Raw genomic sequence first — 16,398 nt, 5'->3', positions numbered from 1 at the left:
CGGTGGGGTGTCAACTTTGATCGGTTGTCATGGGGCGCGGTTTCGCCGGGTCGGTGGTGTTGGCGCGGTGGTGTGGGTCACCCGAGCGAGGAAGCCGGACCCCGGCTCAAGGCCGGGGTGACGGGGCGGGTGCGGTTGACGAAGTTGACGCATATGCGGGGTTTGGGGTTACGGTTGTCAACTTTGCGCGATGGGTCCGGGAGGCCCTTCGGCGGTGCGATCGACAGGGTCAAAGAGCGGTCGGGGTTCGACCGGTCGAGGGGAGCAAATGAACTCCAACATTGCAAGGGGGCGCGGCAGGTGAGCGCCCCAACAGCTGACCCTGTCTGATCGCGAAGTCCACCCAGAAGCGCTGTTGCGTTCAGGTCGTTCCTAGGGGTCATTTCCGCCTGGTGGATCAGACGCGATGCCCCGCTTCGTAACTTTGTACCCGTAGCCCCGAAGGCGGCGGCTGGCGTTTCGCAAACCTACTTTGCTAAAAAATGGAATATCGAACACCCGTCCCGGCGGCATGATAATCCCAAAAATAATCTCAAAATCTTCGACTTTAGGGCGCGCTTGGGTATCAGCGAATTTCCGTGCGGGAGGTAACTTAGCGTTCACCTTGTCCCGAAACGCTGCGACTGAAGCAAAGAGTTCGCCTGCTACAACACCCTGATTGAATAGGTGACTAAGGGTGGCTGATCCACTGTATCGCTTGATATGTACGAGCTGGTTCGCCGTCGTGAAAATGTCACAAAACTCGATTTTGCTATGGCCACCACCATGCGGAATCATGTCCGCATCAAAGCTGACAGCTCCCGCCATCTCCTTCGCTATGGCAATATTATAGGCGCCTTCGCTTTCATGGGCGTAGTTAGGCAGCGCGATCGCAGATTCCGGCATATTTTGAAAATCTTGCTGTACTTCCTGAGTATAATTCCCTGCTATCTCATACCATTTACCGTTATTCAGTACGCAGACGTTCGCGCCCATTGGTGCTTCGGCATAGATACAGCGGTACACCGACCAGTGCTCAATCGACTCGTCATCATCTACCGCGATGGCGTGAACGAGCCTCCCTTTCAGCACATCAAGAGTGACAGCCTTCCCGTCTAAGGAAGCCAAAAAATCCGCCATTTCTAAATCATCGTGCAACGTTCCGCGCTTTGGCGCGCCATATTTGAAGCCCTTAATCTTGACCCAATCGACAATTTCCGGCGGCGCCAACCAGATGCTCTCAATTTCCGCTGCTGCCATCTTTGTAACCAGCCACTTATTTAGCTCAGTAACTCGAACCGGATTCCGTATGTCGCGGATTTGGTCGATCCATTTGAAGTCGGTCTCGTAGGCATTGCTTTTGTATTTTTCGACGCAAGCCGAAAGAAGCGGGGCGAGGTTAGCGAAATCAACTTTCACGGACACAGAAAGCGCGTCTCGCCCGGATATCACTCGTCCAAAGCGCGCGTCGTTGGACCGACCAGTTACGCCATTTAGTAAGTCTTGCTCGATGTCGATCCCGAAGCTCGACGTCTCGCTCTCCCGACTGGTCTGCTCGCGGCTCTGTCGAGGGGAAGACCCTAGGACAGTGCGATCGACGCTTCTCAAGCTGTCACTTGCGACGCTATTGAGCACCACCTTCATGCCAAAGCGCTCTTCGAGAACGCCGTCTTCGAGGAAAAAGCGTCCGCTACCGAATGTTACCCCGAATTTGCGGGTTTCCCCATTCCACGTTCCCTCTTTAATGAGAAGACCGCGGCTACTAGTAGTTTTGAAATCAAATTTTCCGGTAAGTTCTACTCCGAAAAAATCTCCTACCCAGTCAGGTTGTCGCACAAAAGAGTCTTTGCCGTAGAACATGCTGCCGTCGCTCAGTTGAGTCTCGGCAACGCCGTCCTTCACAAACTTAACAATCTGCGGATCATTCTTGATAAGGTAGATATTAAGGCGGTTTGTTTTGTCAGGCATCGCGACGCTCTCCCCCGATCAGCCTAGCTTATCATGATTGTTCTAAGACACTGAATTGAAATAATGACGCTACAAAACATTTGTAGATTCTGCTGCCTAGCTGTTTCGTAGGTCGGCGGTTTACGTATGGTGCTAGTTGCCGAGAAGGTTGCCGAATGCCCCCCGGGTATTGCGCAGCTTCTCTCAGTCGCGCATCTTGCTCCAGTGAAACGCTTCACTCGCTATTGGCAGGATCCACAGTTTCGTGCAGCAGTTGATCGCGAGAGAGATAGAGCGAAGCTTGAGGGCGAAAAAAAGGGGTGGGTCACCTATGCAATCCACGATCCCACGACGCCCGACTACGTCGGCGAGTTCAATACGCTCATCTGTTATGTAGGCCAGTCGAAGGACTTCGCGTCGCGAGTGGACCGCCGGTTGCGCGAGGCAGGCACTGCAACAGTGCGTCCGACGAGCTATGTGGAAGGCCTGATGTACGACATCATGCGGCGCGGAAGTGTGCCTCGGTTCCGGATTATAGAACGCGTCGATGATGCCATCACGTCCTTCGTTTCGGAAACAAACTGGGCGCAGCACTATATCGCGCAGGGCTATCCGCTACGGAACAAGTGGAACGAGCAAAAGCAGCCGGGCGAGACGATGACTCGTGAGACAGTACCACACAAGTGGCTTTGGCGACTGGCCGTGGAGGATGCGATTGAGGCTAGGTTCACCATCGTCGCTATGGACAAGCTGTCGGGCAATAGCCTCAAGATTGACTTGACCGAAGAGCGGCCAAAGGTGCTCCTTAGGATTGTCCGGTCTAAACTGGAGATGCGTATGCGCGAGCTTGGGACACAGCCGAACTTCAGAATTCTTATTGACGATACGCTCTAACCCAGTCGTTCAACGGTCAGTGCCTTCGACTATGCCGACAGCAGTCAGCAACCGGCCAATCAAGACGCGAAACTACCCCTCACCCCGCCGCCTTTGCCAGCCCCCGCGAAATCTGCAGCGCTGCGTTCAACCGCGCCCTTGGCGTCGCCCATGCCCGCGCGACCACCAGCTTCATGTCCGGGCGCAGTTTCGCGGTGCCGTCCAGCTTGGCGACATAGGCGAGCAACCCGTCGACATTCGGGAAGTTGTCCTCGTGGAAGGTGACAAGCGCGCCCTTTGGCCCGACGTCGATCTTGGCGATGCAGGCGGTCTTGGCGTTTAGCTTGGTCTCGATCAGCAACAGGAGGTTTTCGGTCTCCTCAGGCAGTTTGCCGAAGCGGTCGATCAGTTCGGCGGCGAAGGATTCGATGCCGTTCTTGTCCTCGACTTCGTTCAGGCGGCGGTAGAGGCCCATGCGCAGGTCGAGGTCGGGGACGAATTTTTCCGGGATCATGATCGGCGCATCGACGGTGATCTGGGGTGACAGGTCGCGCGGGCGGTTGGCGATGCCGCCGGCCTTGGCGTCCATGATCGCTTCCTCCAGCATCGACTGATAGAGTTCGAAGCCGACTTCCCGGATATGGCCGGACTGTTCGTCGCCGAGCAGGTTGCCCGCGCCGCGAATGTCGAGATCGTGGCTGGCGAGCTGGAATCCGGCGCCGAGCGATTCGAGGTCGGACAGGACTTTCAGGCGCTTTTCGGCAGACTCGGTCATCATCCGCTGGGGTGCGGTGGTCATATAGGCATAGGCGCGGGTCTTGGCGCGGCCGACGCGACCGCGCAGCTGATAGAGCTGGGCCAGGCCGAATTTGTCGGCGCGGTTGACGATCATCGTGTTGGCGGACGGGATGTCGATGCCGCTTTCGATGATCGAGGTGGAGACGAGCACTTCGTATTTCTTGTCGTAGAAGGCGGACATGCGCTCCTCGACCTCGGTCGGCGCCATCTGGCCGTGGGCGACGACGTAGCGGACCTCCGGCACTTCCTCACGCAGGAACTTCTCGATGTCGGGCAGGTCGGCGATGCGCGGGGTGACGAAAAAGGACTGGCCGCCGCGATAATGTTCGCGCAGCAGGGCTTCACGGAGGACGATGGGATCCCACGGCATGACATAGGTGCGCACCGCCAGGCGATCGACCGGCGGGGTCTGGATCACGCTGAGCTCGCGCAGGCCCGACATCGCCATTTGCAGCGTGCGCGGGATGGGCGTGGCGGTGAGGGTGAGGACGTGGACGTCGGCCTTCAATCCCTTCAGCCGTTCCTTGTGCGTGACGCCGAACCGCTGTTCCTCGTCCACCACCACGAGGCCGAGGCGTTTGAACTCAAGCCCCTTGGCCAGCACGGCGTGGGTGCCGATGAGGATATCGAGCGTGCCGTCGGCGACGCCCTCCTTGGTGGTCTTGGCCTCGGCGGCGGGGACGAGGCGGGAGAGGCGGCCGATCTTGATCGGGAAGCCTTCGAACCGGGCGACGAAGTTGGTGTAATGCTGACGCGCGAGAAGCGTGGTGGGGCAGACGATGGCGACCTGTTTGCCCGCCATCGCCGCGACGAAGGCGGCGCGGAGAGCCACCTCGGTCTTGCCGAAGCCGACATCGCCGACGACGAGCCGGTCCATCGGTTTGCCGGCGGACAGGTCTTCGAGCGTTTCGCCGATGGCGCGTTCCTGATCGTCGGTCTCGCTGAACGGGAAGCGATCGACAAAGGCGGGGTAGGCGCCGGGGTCGATTTCGATGACTTCGCCAGGGCGGACGGCGCGCGCGGCGGCGGTGGCGATAAGTTCACCCGCGATCTCGCGGATGCGCTCCTTCATCTTCGACTTGCGGCGCTGCCATGCTTCGCCGCCGAGCTTGTCGAGCGATGCGCCTTCTTCGGAGGAGCCGTAGCGCGAGAGGACCTCGAGGTTCTCGACCGGGACGTAGAGCTTGTCGCCGCCGGCATAGGAGAGGGCGACGCAGTCGTGCGGTGCCTTTTGCACCGGGATTTGCGTGAGGCCTTCGTAACGCCCGATGCCGTGTTCGGCGTGGACGACGAGGTCGCCGGGGGTGAGGCTGGCGAGTTCGGCGAGGAAAGCGTCGGTGGATTTCTTGCGCTTGTTGCGGCGGACGAGGCGGTCGCCGAGCATGTCCTGTTCGGTGAGCAGCGCGACGTCGGGCGCGGCGAAGCCGTGGTCGAGCGGGAGGACGATGAGGGCGATGCCCTTGTCCGCGAAGCCCAAGGCTTGCTGCCAAGTGTCGGCCTGGCTTGCGCCGGTCAGGCCGTGGTCAGCGAGCAGGCCGGACAGGCGTTCGCGCGAGCCGGTGGAATAGCTGGCGAGGATCGGCTTCTTGCCCGCCTTGCGCAGCTTGGCGAGGTGGTCGGCGACGGCTTCGTAGATGTTGGTGCCGCTGGCGCGTTCGGGGGCGAAGTCGCGGGGACCGTCGACGTTGAAGTCGAGGACGGTAGCGGATTCGGGTTCGTGGAAGGGGGTGGCGAGGTGGGCTTTCGCCGCTTTCAGGCGCTGTTCCCATTCGTCGGGGAGGAGGTAGAGTTGGTCGGTGCCGAGCGGACGGTAGCTGCCGGCGTCAGTCGACTGAGCGCGGACGCGGTTGGCCTGATAATCGGCAATCCCCTCGAACCGGGACTCTGCCGCAGCGGCGTCGCCCGCGTCGCGGACGATGACGGCGGAGTCGGGGAGGTGGTCGAAGAACGTCTCCATCCGCTCTTCGAACAGCGGGAGCCAATGTTCCATGCCGGCGAGGCGGCGGCCGTCGCTGATCGCCTGATACAGCGGGTCGCCGGTCGCGGTCGCGCCGAACTTCTCGCGGTAGCGGGCGCGGAAACGCTTGATCGTGTCTTCGTCGAGCAGGGCTTCGCTGGCGGGGAGGAGGGTGAAGCCGTCCACCCGCCCGGTGGTGCGCTGATCGGCGGGGTCGAAGGTGCGCACGCTTTCGATCTCGTCGCCGAAGAAGTCGAGCCGCAGCCCATGTTCGCTGCCGGTGGGGAAGAGATCGACCAGGCCGCCACGCACGGCGAACTCGCCCGCGTCATGGACGGTGTCGGTGCGGACATAGCCATTGGCGGACAGCAGCACGGCGAGCTTGTCGAGCGCGATGCGTTCGCCGGGGGCGAGGCGGGCGGTGAGCTGACGGACGCGGAAGGGGGTGAGGGTGCGCTGGCTGGCTGCGTTGACGGTGGTGAGGATGAGGCGGGGCTTGGTGGCCTTGGTCTGGAGCTGGTGCAGCGCGGCCATGCGCTCGGCCATGATGCGTAAGGTCGGGCTGGCGCGGTCATAGGGGAGGCAGTCCCAGGCGGGGAACTGGATGATGTCGAGATCGGGGGCGAAGAAGGTCGCGGTGGAGGCGACGGCGCGCATCGCGGCGTCGTCCGGGGCGATATAGACTGCGCCGGTGGACGAGGCGCGCGCGAGATCGGCCAGCAGCCAGGGGAGGAAGCCGGCGGGAACGCCCGACAGGGTCAGCGGGCCGGGGGCAGTGAGGATGCGGTTGAGATCTGGCATCAGGCTCTTCGAATGATGGATTTTAAAGGCACATCTCGGGGCGTCATATCGTTGGCGAATAAGAAGCCGCCGCCTCGCTCACCCTCAAAGCAGTGCGTGAAGAGACTGGCTTCTTGGATTTGAACCGCTCGCGATGTTCCGTCGGGTGCGGTCAGCAGCATCTCTCCGACGAAGGTCTCGAAATGCGGCCACATACTTTCCGGAACGTTGCAGGTCGCGATAATGGACCCCCTCAGGGCGAAGACATCCTCGACTACAAACTCAATGCCACTATCCGTCATTTCGAAATCGGCACGTAGTTGAGCGTCTTCAGCGCGGCCATGATGGTCCCTTGATATTCGGGCGGCACCGTTTGCACGCCCATTGCCCAGGCCATGATGTCGACATCCTGTTCCTCCAGCAGTGCCTCGAACAGCTCGATCTCCGCGTCGTTCCAGGCGATGTGGTGCGCGTCGAAGAATCCGCCGATCATCAGGTCGGCTTCCTTGACGCCGCGATGCCAGGCGCGGAAGCGGAGACGTTTGAGGCGGATGTCGCGGTCCATGATTTCCAACGAAAATTGGCCGACAGCGCTGGAATGCGCAGTCGGCTTGGGTGTAGGCAGCCAATAGCCATGCGACCCGACATCCTCAATCCATTGTTTGCCGAGATCAGCGCGCTGAAAGGCGTGGGGGCGGCGCTGGCCAAGCCGCTGGAACGGCTGGGGCTGGCGAAGGTCGTGGATGTGGCATTTCATTTGCCGACCGGGTTCATCGACCGGCTGCCGCGCGAGGAGCTTGATCAGGCGGATGTCGGGCGAACGATCGCGATCACGCTGACGCCGGTGGAATATCGCATGGGCGGGAGTTCGCGGGCACCGGCGCGGGTGAATGCGGTGGATGCCAAGGGCAATTATGTGACCCTGGTATTCTTTGGCGGCAATTCGGGGTGGGCGCGGAAATTGTTGCCGTTGAACGAGGCGCGCTGGGTTTCGGGGCGGCTGGACCAATATGGGCAGGAATTGCAGATCGTGCGGCCCGAGGTGGTGGCGCTGGCGGATGTTGAACCGGGCAGTGGGCGGGAGGCGGTGTATCCGCTGTCGGAAGGCATGACGTCGAAGCGGCTGGCGGCGCTGGCAGCGCAGGCGATCGAGCGCGCACCGGAACTGCCGGAGTGGATCGAGCCGAGTTTGAAGGCGAAGCATGGCTGGCCGGACTGGCGCGTGGCGCTGGCGGGGATTCATGCCGATCCGGCGGATACCCGCGCGAGGGATCGGCTGGCCTATGACGAAGTGTTTGCGAACCAGCTGGCGCTGATGCTGGTGCGCGGCGCGGCGCGAGGGAAGAAGGGGCGGGCGCTGGCGGGCGACGGGCCACTGCGCGATAGGTTGCAGTTGCCTTATTCGCTGACGGCCGCGCAGTCGCGGACGATCGGCGAGATCGAAGGCGACATGGCGCAGTCGCGGCCGATGCTGCGGTTGCTGCAAGGGGATGTCGGGTCGGGCAAGACACTGGTCGCGGCGATGGCGCTGCTGATCGCGGTCGAGGCGGGAGCGCAGGGGGCGTTGCTGGCCCCGACCGAGATTTTGGCGCGACAGCATTTCGTGACGTTGCAGCGGCTGTTTTCCGGGCTGGGCGTGAACGTCGCAATCCTGACCGGGCGCGACAAGGGGCGGGTACGCGAGGCGACGCTGATGGGGCTGGCGGATGGGTCGATCGACATATTGATCGGCACGCACGCGATCTTTCAGCAGGGGGTCGATTACCACGATCTGGGGCTGGTAGTCGTGGATGAGCAGCATCGTTTCGGCGTGGCTGAGCGGATGATGTTGCAGGCCAAGGCGAAGGTCGCGCCGCATCTGCTGGTAATGACCGCGACGCCGATCCCGCGCACGCTGCAACTGGCGACGCATGGCGAGATGGACGTCAGCCAGCTGGACGAAATGCCGCCGGGGCGGATGCCGATCGAGACGAGCGTGATCAGCGAGGATCGGTTGGCGGAAGTGGTGGACGGGCTGGCGCGGCATTTGTCGAACGGGGGGCAAGCCTATTGGGTATGCCCGCTGGTCGAGGAGAGCGAGAAGACCGACCTTGCCGCCGCCGAAGCGCGGGCGGCGGCGCTATACGCGCGGTTCGGGGATCGCGTGGGGCTGGTGCATGGGCGGATGAAGGGGCCGGAGAAGGACGCGGTGATGGCGCGCTTTTCGGCTGGCGAACTGGGCGTGCTGGTGGCGACGACGGTGATCGAGGTGGGGGTGGATGTGCCCAACGCGACGCTGATCGTGATCGAGGCGGCGGACCGGTTTGGGCTGGCGCAGCTGCACCAGTTGCGCGGGCGGGTCGGGCGTGGGGGCGGGCGATCGGTGTGCGTTTTGCTGCGCGGGGGGACGTTGAGCGAGACGGCGCGTGCGCGGCTGGCGCTGATGCGCGAGACGAATGACGGGTTCCGGATCGCGGAGGAGGATCTGCGGCTGCGCGGGGCGGGCGAAATGCTGGGCACGCGGCAATCGGGGGAGCAGATGTTTCGCCTCGCGCCGCCGGAGAAGTTCGCCGAGCTGATCGGGGCGGCAAATGCCGATGCGCGGTTGCTGGTCGATCGCGATGGCGGGCTGGAGGGCGCGCGGGGGCAGGCGGCGCGGGTGGCGCTGTATCTGTTCGAGCGGGATGCGGCGGTGGGGTTGTTGCGGGCTGGTTAGGGCTTTTTTTGTTTCACACGAAGGCACAAAGGCACGAAAAGGAGAAGTAAGAAGGGTTTGATCGCGCAAAGACGCAAAGGCGCAAAGGCGCAAAGAAAAGGGACCGACGCGAAGCGTCCTAAATTCGACTCGTTGATTGCCTGCCAGTGCGATTGAAGGCCGCTGGCGCGGCAAGCGAAAAATCTTTGCGTCTTTGCGTCTTTGCGCGAAATCTCTTCTTCTAATTTCGTGCCTTCGTGCCTTTGTGTGAGCAAACACTCACTTCTTCATCAGCACCGCGATCAGCTCGTAATAGCTGGCCAGGTCGATCGCGCTGTCGAATTGCGTGCCGAGCCGTCCACCCAGGCACCAGCGGACTTCAGCGACCGCGACGCCGACCACCGGGAGCATCACGCGCAGCCGATCGCCGACCTGAAATTCGGTGTCGCAGCGCGCCATCAGGCCGTGCGGGGACAGGTTGACGATCAACAGGTTGCGCGGTTGGGCATCCGGGCCGAACGCGCGGGCGCGGTAATGGATTTCATCGCGTTCGTTTACGCGCCGGTCGGTCGTGGCGGCACCCGCGAGATTTGCGAACTGATAGGTCACGCACTCATTCCCCAAGTCCCTGTAAGGAAAGGGGTAAAGCGCGGGCGTAAACGCGACCGCAAGCGAACTGGTTAGCGAAACCCTTATGCCGGGGTCAGCAGTCCGTGATGCTTCTTTCCCGCCGAGACCCGCACCGGGTCCGCGCTGACGTTGATCGTTGCCGTTTCGTCTTCGATTTTTTCGCCCGCGACGCGTGCGCCGCCGCCCTTGATGAGGCGGCGGGCCTCACCCTTCGACGCGGCGAAGCCGAGGCCGATCAGGGCGTCCACGACACTGATTTCGCCTGAGGCCGCGAAGGTCGGGAGCGATTCGCCCGACGCGCCTTCCTCAAAGGTTTTCCGTGCGGTTTCCGCCGCAGCCTCGGCGGCATCGCGGCCCCGGCACATGGCGGTGGCTTCGGTGGCGAGGATTTTCTTGGCCTCGTTAATCTCCGCGCCTTCGAGTGCTTCGAGGCGGGCGATCTCGTCCAGCGGCAGGTCGGTGAACAGGCGCAGGAACTTGCCGACGTCGCGGTCGTCGGTATTGCGCCAGAATTGCCAGTAATCGAAATGCGACAGCTGATCCTCGTTCAGCCACACCGCGCCCGACATGGTCTTGCCCATCTTGCCGCCGTCCGCCGTGGTGATCAGGGGGGTGGTGACGCCATAGACCTCCGCACCGTCGGCACGGCGCGAGAGTTCGATGCCGTTGACGATGTTGCCCCATTGATCCGACCCGCCCATTTGCAGGCGGCAGGCGTGGCGACGATTGAGTTCGAGGAAGTCGTATGCCTGAAGGATCATGTAGTTGAATTCGAGGAACGACAGCGATTGTTCGCGGTCGAGCCGCAGTTTGACGGAGTCGAAGCTGAGCATGCGGTTGACCGAGAAATGCTGGCCGTAATCGCGCAGGAAGGGAAGATATTCGAGCGCGTCGAGCCACGTCGCATTGTCGAGCATGATCGCGTCGGTCGGGCCGTCCCCGAAGGTCAGGAACTTTTCGAACACCGTCTTGATCGATGCGATGTTGCTGGCGATCGTCTCCGTCGTCATCAGCTTGCGGGCTTCGTCCTTGAAGCTGGGATCGCCGACCTTGCCGGTGCCGCCGCCCATCAGGACGATGGGCTTGTGGCCCGATTGCTGGAGGCGGCGCAGCAGCATGATTTGAACCAGACTGCCGACGTGGAGCGACGGGGCGGTGGGGTCGAAGCCGATATAGCCGGGCACGACCTGTTTGTTCGCCAGCGCATCCAGCGCAGTGGCGTCGGTGACCTGGTGGATATATCCACGGTCGGACAACAGGCGGAGCAGGGCGGATGCGTATTCGGTCATTGCGTCGCGCCGTTAGCACAATTTGTGTGAGGTGAAACACATGCAGTTCGACCTGATTCCCCATTCCGACGCGCCGCCCGTCGCGGTCGGCCGAGTGCACGTCACATTCGCGCCCGATCGATTGCGGTTCGAGGTCGCCGGGGCAGCGGCGCTGCGCTTGCCGACGATCGCGGTGCCGGAGCGCACCGACGAATTGTGGCGGACGACGTGTTTCGAGCTGTTCATCAAGCCGGATGGGGGGGACGCCTATGTCGAATTCAACTTCTCGCCTTCCACCCGCTGGGCCGCCTATGCGTTCGACGGCTATCGTGCGGGAATGCGCGATATGGCGGTCACGGCGGCACCGGCGATCGCGCGGGACGGAGATAGCTGGACCGTGGCGCTGTCGCTTTCAGACTTGCCGGAAGGCGACTGGCGCGTGGCGCTGAATGCAGTGATCGAGGAAGCGGACGGGAGCAAATCCTATTGGGCGCTGGCGCATCCGGACGGGGGACCCGATTTCCACCATGACGCTTGCTTCGCGCTTTCGATTCCCGCACCTCGCGTCGCATGAACTTCGGTATCGACCGGCTGCTCGCCGACCCCGCGCTTCTGGATCAACTTAAGGGACGTCGCGTCGCGCTGCTCGCGCATCCGGCGTCGGTGACGGCGGATTTGACGCACAGCGTCGATGCGCTGGTCGCGGCGGGGGTGAATGTGTCCGCGATGTTCGGGCCGCAGCATGGCGTGCGCGGCGACTTGCAGGACAATATGATGGAGTCGCCGGACTATACCGATCCCACTTACGGGATGCCGGTGTTCAGCCTGTATGGCGAAGTGCGGCGTCCGACCGGGCAGTCGATGCATACGTTCGACGTGGTGCTGATCGATCTTCAGGATCTGGGATGCCGCATCTACACCTATGTCACGACGTTGCTCTATATGCTGGAGGCGGCCGCTGCGCATGGCAAGGCGGTGTGGGTGCTCGACCGGCCCAATCCGGCAGGGCGTCCGGTCGAGGGGCTGACCTTGCTGTCCGGCTGGGAGAGCTTTGTCGGTGCGGGGCCGATGCCGATGCGGCACGGGATGACGCTGGGCGAGATGGGCGCGTGGTTCATCGACCAGTTCAAGCTGAACGTCGATTATCGCGTGATCGAGATGGAGGGGTGGGAGCCCGATGCTGCGCCAGGATTCGGCTGGCCGGTCGATCGGGTGTGGATCAATCCCAGTCCGAATGCGGCGAACGTAAATATGGCGCGCGGCTATGCGGGCACGGTGATGCTGGAGGGGACGAATCTGTCCGAAGGCCGCGGGACGACGCGCGCGTTGGAGCTGTTCGGCGCGCCGGATATCGATGCCAAGGCGGTGATCGCCGACATGCGGCGGATCGCGCCCGAGTGGCTGACGGGCTGCACGTTGCGGGATTTGTGGTTTCAGCCGACCTTTCACAAGCATGTCGGCGAATTGTGCCACGGCGTGTTCATCCATGCCGAGGGGTCGGGCTATGACCATGCCGCGTTCCGCCCATGGCGGGTGCAGGCGGCGGGGTTCAAGGCGATCCGGGCGCTGTATCCCGATTACGATCTGTGGCGCGATTTCCCCTATGAGTATGAGTTCGGCAAGCTGGCGATCGACGTGATCAATGGCGGGCCGGGATTGCGCGAGTGGGTGGATGATGCGGCGGCGGTAGCGGGCGATCTGGATGCGGTGACGCGGCCGGACGAGGCGGCGTGGGAAGATGTGCGGCGGCCCTTCCTTCGCTACTGACTTTGGCCTAACCGCTTGAGCCATGTTGGCGGGGCTCATTTTTGCGACGGAGGATGCAGGCGACAAGCCCGGGACGCTGGCGGCGACGCTGCCGTTCGGGGGCATGACGCTGCTCGAGTATCAGGCGCGGCTGCTGGTCGGGGCCGGGGCGGGGCATATTCTGGTCGCCGTCACGCGCGTGACGCCGGCGCTGCTGGGCGCGGTGAGCCGGGCGGCGAAGCGCGGCGTGCCCGTCGATGTCGTGCGATCGGCGGAGGAGGCGGCGGCGAAGGCGCATCCACTGTCGAGCTTCGTCGTGCTGGCCGATGGGTTGGTCACCACCGACGACGTCGTCGACCGGATGGCGGCGGAGGGCGGCGACGCGATCATGGTGACGCAGGAGCCGTCCGCGTCGCTGGAGCGGATCGATGCGCGCAATTGCTGGGCCGGGGTGGCGCGCGCACCGGCGCAGCGGATCGCGGATATCGCGGCGTTTCCGGCGGACTATGATTTCCAGTCCACGCTGTTGCGCGCGATCGTGCAGGCGGGGGCGGAGCAGATCGTGCTGCCCGCCAGTGCGGTGCGCGCCGGGCATGGGGTGGAGCGCGAGGGCGCGTCGCTCGCCAGCCGCAGCAACGCCGTATTGGCAGCGCTGACCGAGCGGCGGACGAGTTGGGCCGATCGGCATGTGTTCACGCGGGCAGCGCGGCTGGCATTGCCGAAGGTGGTCGAGAAGGCCGTGCCGGGGTGGTTGCTCACGCTGGGCGGTGTGGTGCTGGGTGGTGCCGCCGTCGGCCTGATCGCGGCGGGTTTTGCCTGGGGTGCAGCGGTGGCGATTCCCGGCGTGGCGGCGCTGGCGACCGGGGCGGCGCTGTCGGCGCTGCGTGGCGAGGACAAACGCGCGGCGGTGCAGGAGCATTTGATCGCGGTGACGGCGGTCGCGGTGATTCTGGCGCTGGGCATTACCGAGTCGCGCGCCGATACGACGTTTGACGGGGCGATCCTTGCGCTGGTGACGGTTGCCGCGACGTTGATCGCGGAGCGTAGTCAGGCGGTGGTGCGGCGCTGGTGGGGTAGCCCGGCGGGGTATTTGTTGCTGGTTGCCCCCTTTGCGTGCGCCGGACGAGTGAGCTGGGGGCTGGCGGCGGTTGCGATCTATGCATTCGTCACGCTGGCGGCGGCGGTTGAGAGCAAACGGGAAAAGCCTTAGGCTGGTATTAACGACGCTTCCGCTAGTCCGGTGACCATGTCCGACCCACTTGTCGACACGAACGAGGGCGTCCCCGAGGGTGCCATCACGCTGTTCGCGCATGCCGCGGCGGCGGACGTGGCCGCGTATCGCGGGCTGGCGACGGGGATCGACGATTTTTTCCTGCCCGAAAACGGTCGGCTGGACGAGCGCACGCGGGTGGCGCTGTCGCGGTTGTTGCGCGCACTGATCGAGACGGTCGAGGGCGAGATTCGCGGGCATGGCGCGCGGTTGCTGCGCGGGCAGGGCGAAGTGGCGCTGGCCGATGCGCTGGAGGCCGAGGGCGGGGTTTTTGCCGCGTTGAGCGCGTCCGGACTGCTGCGCGATGTCGAACTGATCGGCGAACTGATTGCGCGCGTGCGGCAGGAATTGCTGGCGACCGGTATGCAGGTGCAGGCGTCCGACGAGCCCGAGCGACCCAGTCTTATCAACCGCTTCGTCCAGCATCCCGACCGGGTGCTCGCGCAAAGCGCGATGGCGGTGCTGATCGCCGAAAGCCGACGGCGCAGCATGCCCGACAGCGGGTCGCTGGCGCAGACCGATTTGCCGGCGGAATTGCATCACAAGCTGGTGTGGTGGGTGGCGGCGGCATTGCGGGCCAAGGGTGCGAGCGTCGAAGGATCGCGCGCCGCACTGGATCGCGCGCTGGCCGATGCGGCGCAACGCAGCCTGGCGGCGCATGACGAGGGTGACCGGCTGGAGGCGGCAGTGATGCGGCTGGCGGGCGCGATTGCCGCGCAGCCGGGGGAATTGGCAGGGCTGATGACCGAGGCGCTGGGCGACCGGCGCGTGACATTGTTCGCGGCGTTGCTCGCGCATGCGCTGGGCGTCGATTATGCGGCGGCGCGCGATATCGCGTTCGACACGACAAGCGGGCGGCTGTGGGTGGCGCTGCGCGCGCTGGGGTTCGAGCGGGCGGACATCGCGCGGCTGGGCGTGGCGTTGACCGAAGCCGATCCGCGCCGCGATCTGGAGGCGTTTGCCGATTTGCTCGATACGATCATGGCGGTTGATGTCGAAGCGGCGCGCGATGCGCTGGCTTCGCTGAAACTGCCTTCCGATTACCGCGCGGCATTGCTGGCGCTGGAGCAGGTGCCGTGAACGCGATCGACCCGCATCTGCCGATTGCGATGGGGCGCATCGGCCCCGACGGGCGGCTGGTGCATGCCGAGGCGCGGCTGGCCGACCTCAATTCACGCGCCGGTGGCAAGCCGGGCGAACCGATCGCGGTGCCGCAGATCGCGTCGATCGTGCGGCTGGCACAGCGGCTGGGCATTGCCGTCTCCCGCAACATCGTCGCGGCGGACGGTGAGGACGATATCGATTTGTGGGTCCGCGCCGAGCCGGATAGCGACGGCGTGCGGCTGGAAGTCAGCGGCTGGCGCCCGCGTGCCGCGTGGCGCGCGGTGGCGGATGAAGGCCGCGAGACCGATTTCCTGCGCGCCGAGGCCGACTGGGTGTGGGAAACCGATGCGGCGATGCGGATCACGCATCTGTCGATCGAGGCAGGCGCGCGGCACGGGTTCGATGCCGGGGCGATGCTGGGGCAGCCACTGACATTGCTGTTCGCGCTGGAGGCGGATGCGGACGGCGCTTTGCCGATCCTGAGCGGGGCGGCGGAGCAGACGCAGTTTGCGGGGCAGGCGGCGGAACTGCGTGGCACGGGCAAGCGCGTGCGGCTGTCGGCCAGCCCGCGTATCGACGCGCAGGGGCGGTTTGCGGGCTTTACCGGTGCGGCCGAGATGATCGACCCGGCGGACGATGTCACCGTCGCGCCGGAGCCGGTGCCCGAAGCGGTGTTCACCACCGAATTCGGCCAGCGGCTGGACCGCGCATTGCGCACGCCGCTCAGCCGGATCATCGCCAATGCCGACAGCATCAGCGCGCAGGTCGATGGGCCGTTGCGGGCGGATTACGCCGAATATGCCGGGGATATCGCCAGCGCCGGACGGCATCTGCTGTCGCTGGTCGACGACCTTGCCGATCTGAGCGCGATCGAGCGCGACGATTTCGAGGTTGAACCCGAATCGATCGACCTGGCCGATGTCGCGCGCCGTGCCGCCGGACTGCTGGCGGTGCGCGCGAGCGAGGCCGACGTGCGGATCGACAAGCCCAAGGCCGATGAGCGGATGCCGGTGACCGGCGAATTCCGCCGCGTGCTCCAGATCATGGTCAATCTGATCGGCAACGCCGTGCGCTATTCGCCGCCGGGCGGATCGGTATGGATCCGGATCGAGCGCGAGGGCGGTCTTGGCTGCGTCATCGTCGCCGACCAGGGCAAAGGCATCGCCAGCGACGATCAGGGCAAGATTTTCGAGAAGTTCGGTCGCGTCGATCCGATGGAACCGGGGGGCAGCGGGTTGGGCCTCTACATCGCCCGGCGACTGGCGCGGGCGATGGGCGGGGATATTACCGTGGACAGCGCACCGGGACAGGGTGCTCGGTTCGTGCTGACGCTGCCGGGGCGGGACGACTGATTTCCGGCTGTGGCCGTGCG

General features: G+C 64.1%; 12 protein-coding genes. 7 read left to right on the top strand and 5 right to left on the bottom strand.

Annotated elements, in window-relative coordinates; genetic code table 11:
• Positions 1-372 precede the first annotated feature (372 nt).
• The gene (locus U1702_RS08820; protein ID WP_332723640.1) at positions 373-1,947 is read right to left on the bottom strand and encodes a TIGR04141 family sporadically distributed protein; all 1,575 of its coding nucleotides are present in this window, start codon (positions 1,945-1,947) and stop codon (positions 373-375) included.
• Positions 1,948-2,151: 204 nt separating this feature from the next.
• Here U1702_RS08820 and U1702_RS08815 point away from each other — a divergent pair, with 204 nt between their 5' ends.
• Complete coding sequence (locus U1702_RS08815) at positions 2,152-2,820, top strand: hypothetical protein (protein WP_332723639.1); 669 nt, start codon at positions 2,152-2,154, stop codon at positions 2,818-2,820.
• 79 nt (positions 2,821-2,899) lie between these two features.
• Here U1702_RS08815 and mfd read toward each other — a convergent pair whose 3' ends face one another.
• Positions 2,900-6,355 carry a transcription-repair coupling factor gene (gene mfd / locus U1702_RS08810; RefSeq protein WP_332723638.1) on the bottom strand — a complete coding sequence of 1,152 codons (3,456 nt, stop codon included), beginning with the start codon at positions 6,353-6,355 and terminating at the stop codon, positions 2,900-2,902.
• A gap of 277 nt (positions 6,356-6,632) precedes the next feature.
• Entirely contained in the window at positions 6,633-6,899 is a 267-nt protein-coding gene (locus U1702_RS08805) for an FAD assembly factor SdhE (protein ID WP_332723637.1), read from the bottom strand.
• A 69-nt stretch (positions 6,900-6,968) separates the two neighbouring features.
• Between U1702_RS08805 and recG the strand changes: the two genes are divergently transcribed.
• Positions 6,969-9,029: an ATP-dependent DNA helicase RecG gene (gene recG / locus U1702_RS08800; RefSeq protein WP_332723636.1), complete on the top strand. Its 2,061-nt coding sequence runs from the start codon at positions 6,969-6,971 to the stop codon at positions 9,027-9,029.
• Between the two features lie 258 nt (positions 9,030-9,287).
• Here recG and U1702_RS08795 read toward each other — a convergent pair whose 3' ends face one another.
• On the bottom strand, positions 9,288-9,617 hold the full coding sequence (locus tag U1702_RS08795) for a PilZ domain-containing protein (RefSeq protein ID WP_332723635.1): 330 nt from the start codon (positions 9,615-9,617) through the stop codon (positions 9,288-9,290).
• A gap of 83 nt (positions 9,618-9,700) precedes the next feature.
• On the bottom strand, positions 9,701-10,927 hold the full coding sequence (gene tyrS / locus U1702_RS08790; protein WP_332723634.1) for a tyrosine--tRNA ligase: 1,227 nt from the start codon (positions 10,925-10,927) through the stop codon (positions 9,701-9,703).
• Between the two features lie 40 nt (positions 10,928-10,967).
• Here tyrS and U1702_RS08785 point away from each other — a divergent pair, with 40 nt between their 5' ends.
• The 5 genes from U1702_RS08785 to U1702_RS08765 are packed head-to-tail and all read left to right on the top strand — an operon-like array spanning position 10,968 to position 16,378.
• The gene (locus tag U1702_RS08785) at positions 10,968-11,480 is read left to right on the top strand and encodes a DOMON-like domain-containing protein (RefSeq protein ID WP_332723633.1); all 513 of its coding nucleotides are present in this window, start codon (positions 10,968-10,970) and stop codon (positions 11,478-11,480) included.
• Entirely contained in the window at positions 11,477-12,673 is a 1,197-nt protein-coding gene (locus U1702_RS08780; protein ID WP_332723632.1) for an exo-beta-N-acetylmuramidase NamZ family protein, read from the top strand. Before U1702_RS08785 ends, U1702_RS08780 begins: the two co-directional genes overlap by 4 nt.
• 22 nt (positions 12,674-12,695) lie before the next feature.
• Positions 12,696-13,862 (top strand): hypothetical protein, encoded by a 1,167-nt coding sequence (locus U1702_RS08775; RefSeq protein WP_332723631.1) that lies wholly within the window; start codon positions 12,696-12,698, stop codon positions 13,860-13,862.
• A 36-nt stretch (positions 13,863-13,898) separates the two neighbouring features.
• Positions 13,899-15,002 carry a DUF2336 domain-containing protein gene (locus U1702_RS08770; RefSeq protein WP_332723630.1) on the top strand — a complete coding sequence of 368 codons (1,104 nt, stop codon included), beginning with the start codon at positions 13,899-13,901 and terminating at the stop codon, positions 15,000-15,002.
• On the top strand, positions 14,999-16,378 hold the full coding sequence (locus U1702_RS08765) for a sensor histidine kinase (protein WP_443026815.1): 1,380 nt from the start codon (positions 14,999-15,001) through the stop codon (positions 16,376-16,378). The genes U1702_RS08770 and U1702_RS08765 overlap by 4 nt, the downstream gene beginning before the upstream one ends.
• The last annotated feature ends 20 nt before the right edge of the window (positions 16,379-16,398 follow it).

The sequence above is a fragment of the Sphingomonas sp. LT1P40 genome (assembly GCF_036663835.1).
Taxonomy (GTDB): Bacteria; Pseudomonadota; Alphaproteobacteria; order Sphingomonadales; family Sphingomonadaceae; genus Sphingomonas.
The sequence above is the reverse complement of the archived record's forward strand: the minus strand, read 5'-3'. Positions and strand labels throughout refer to the sequence as shown.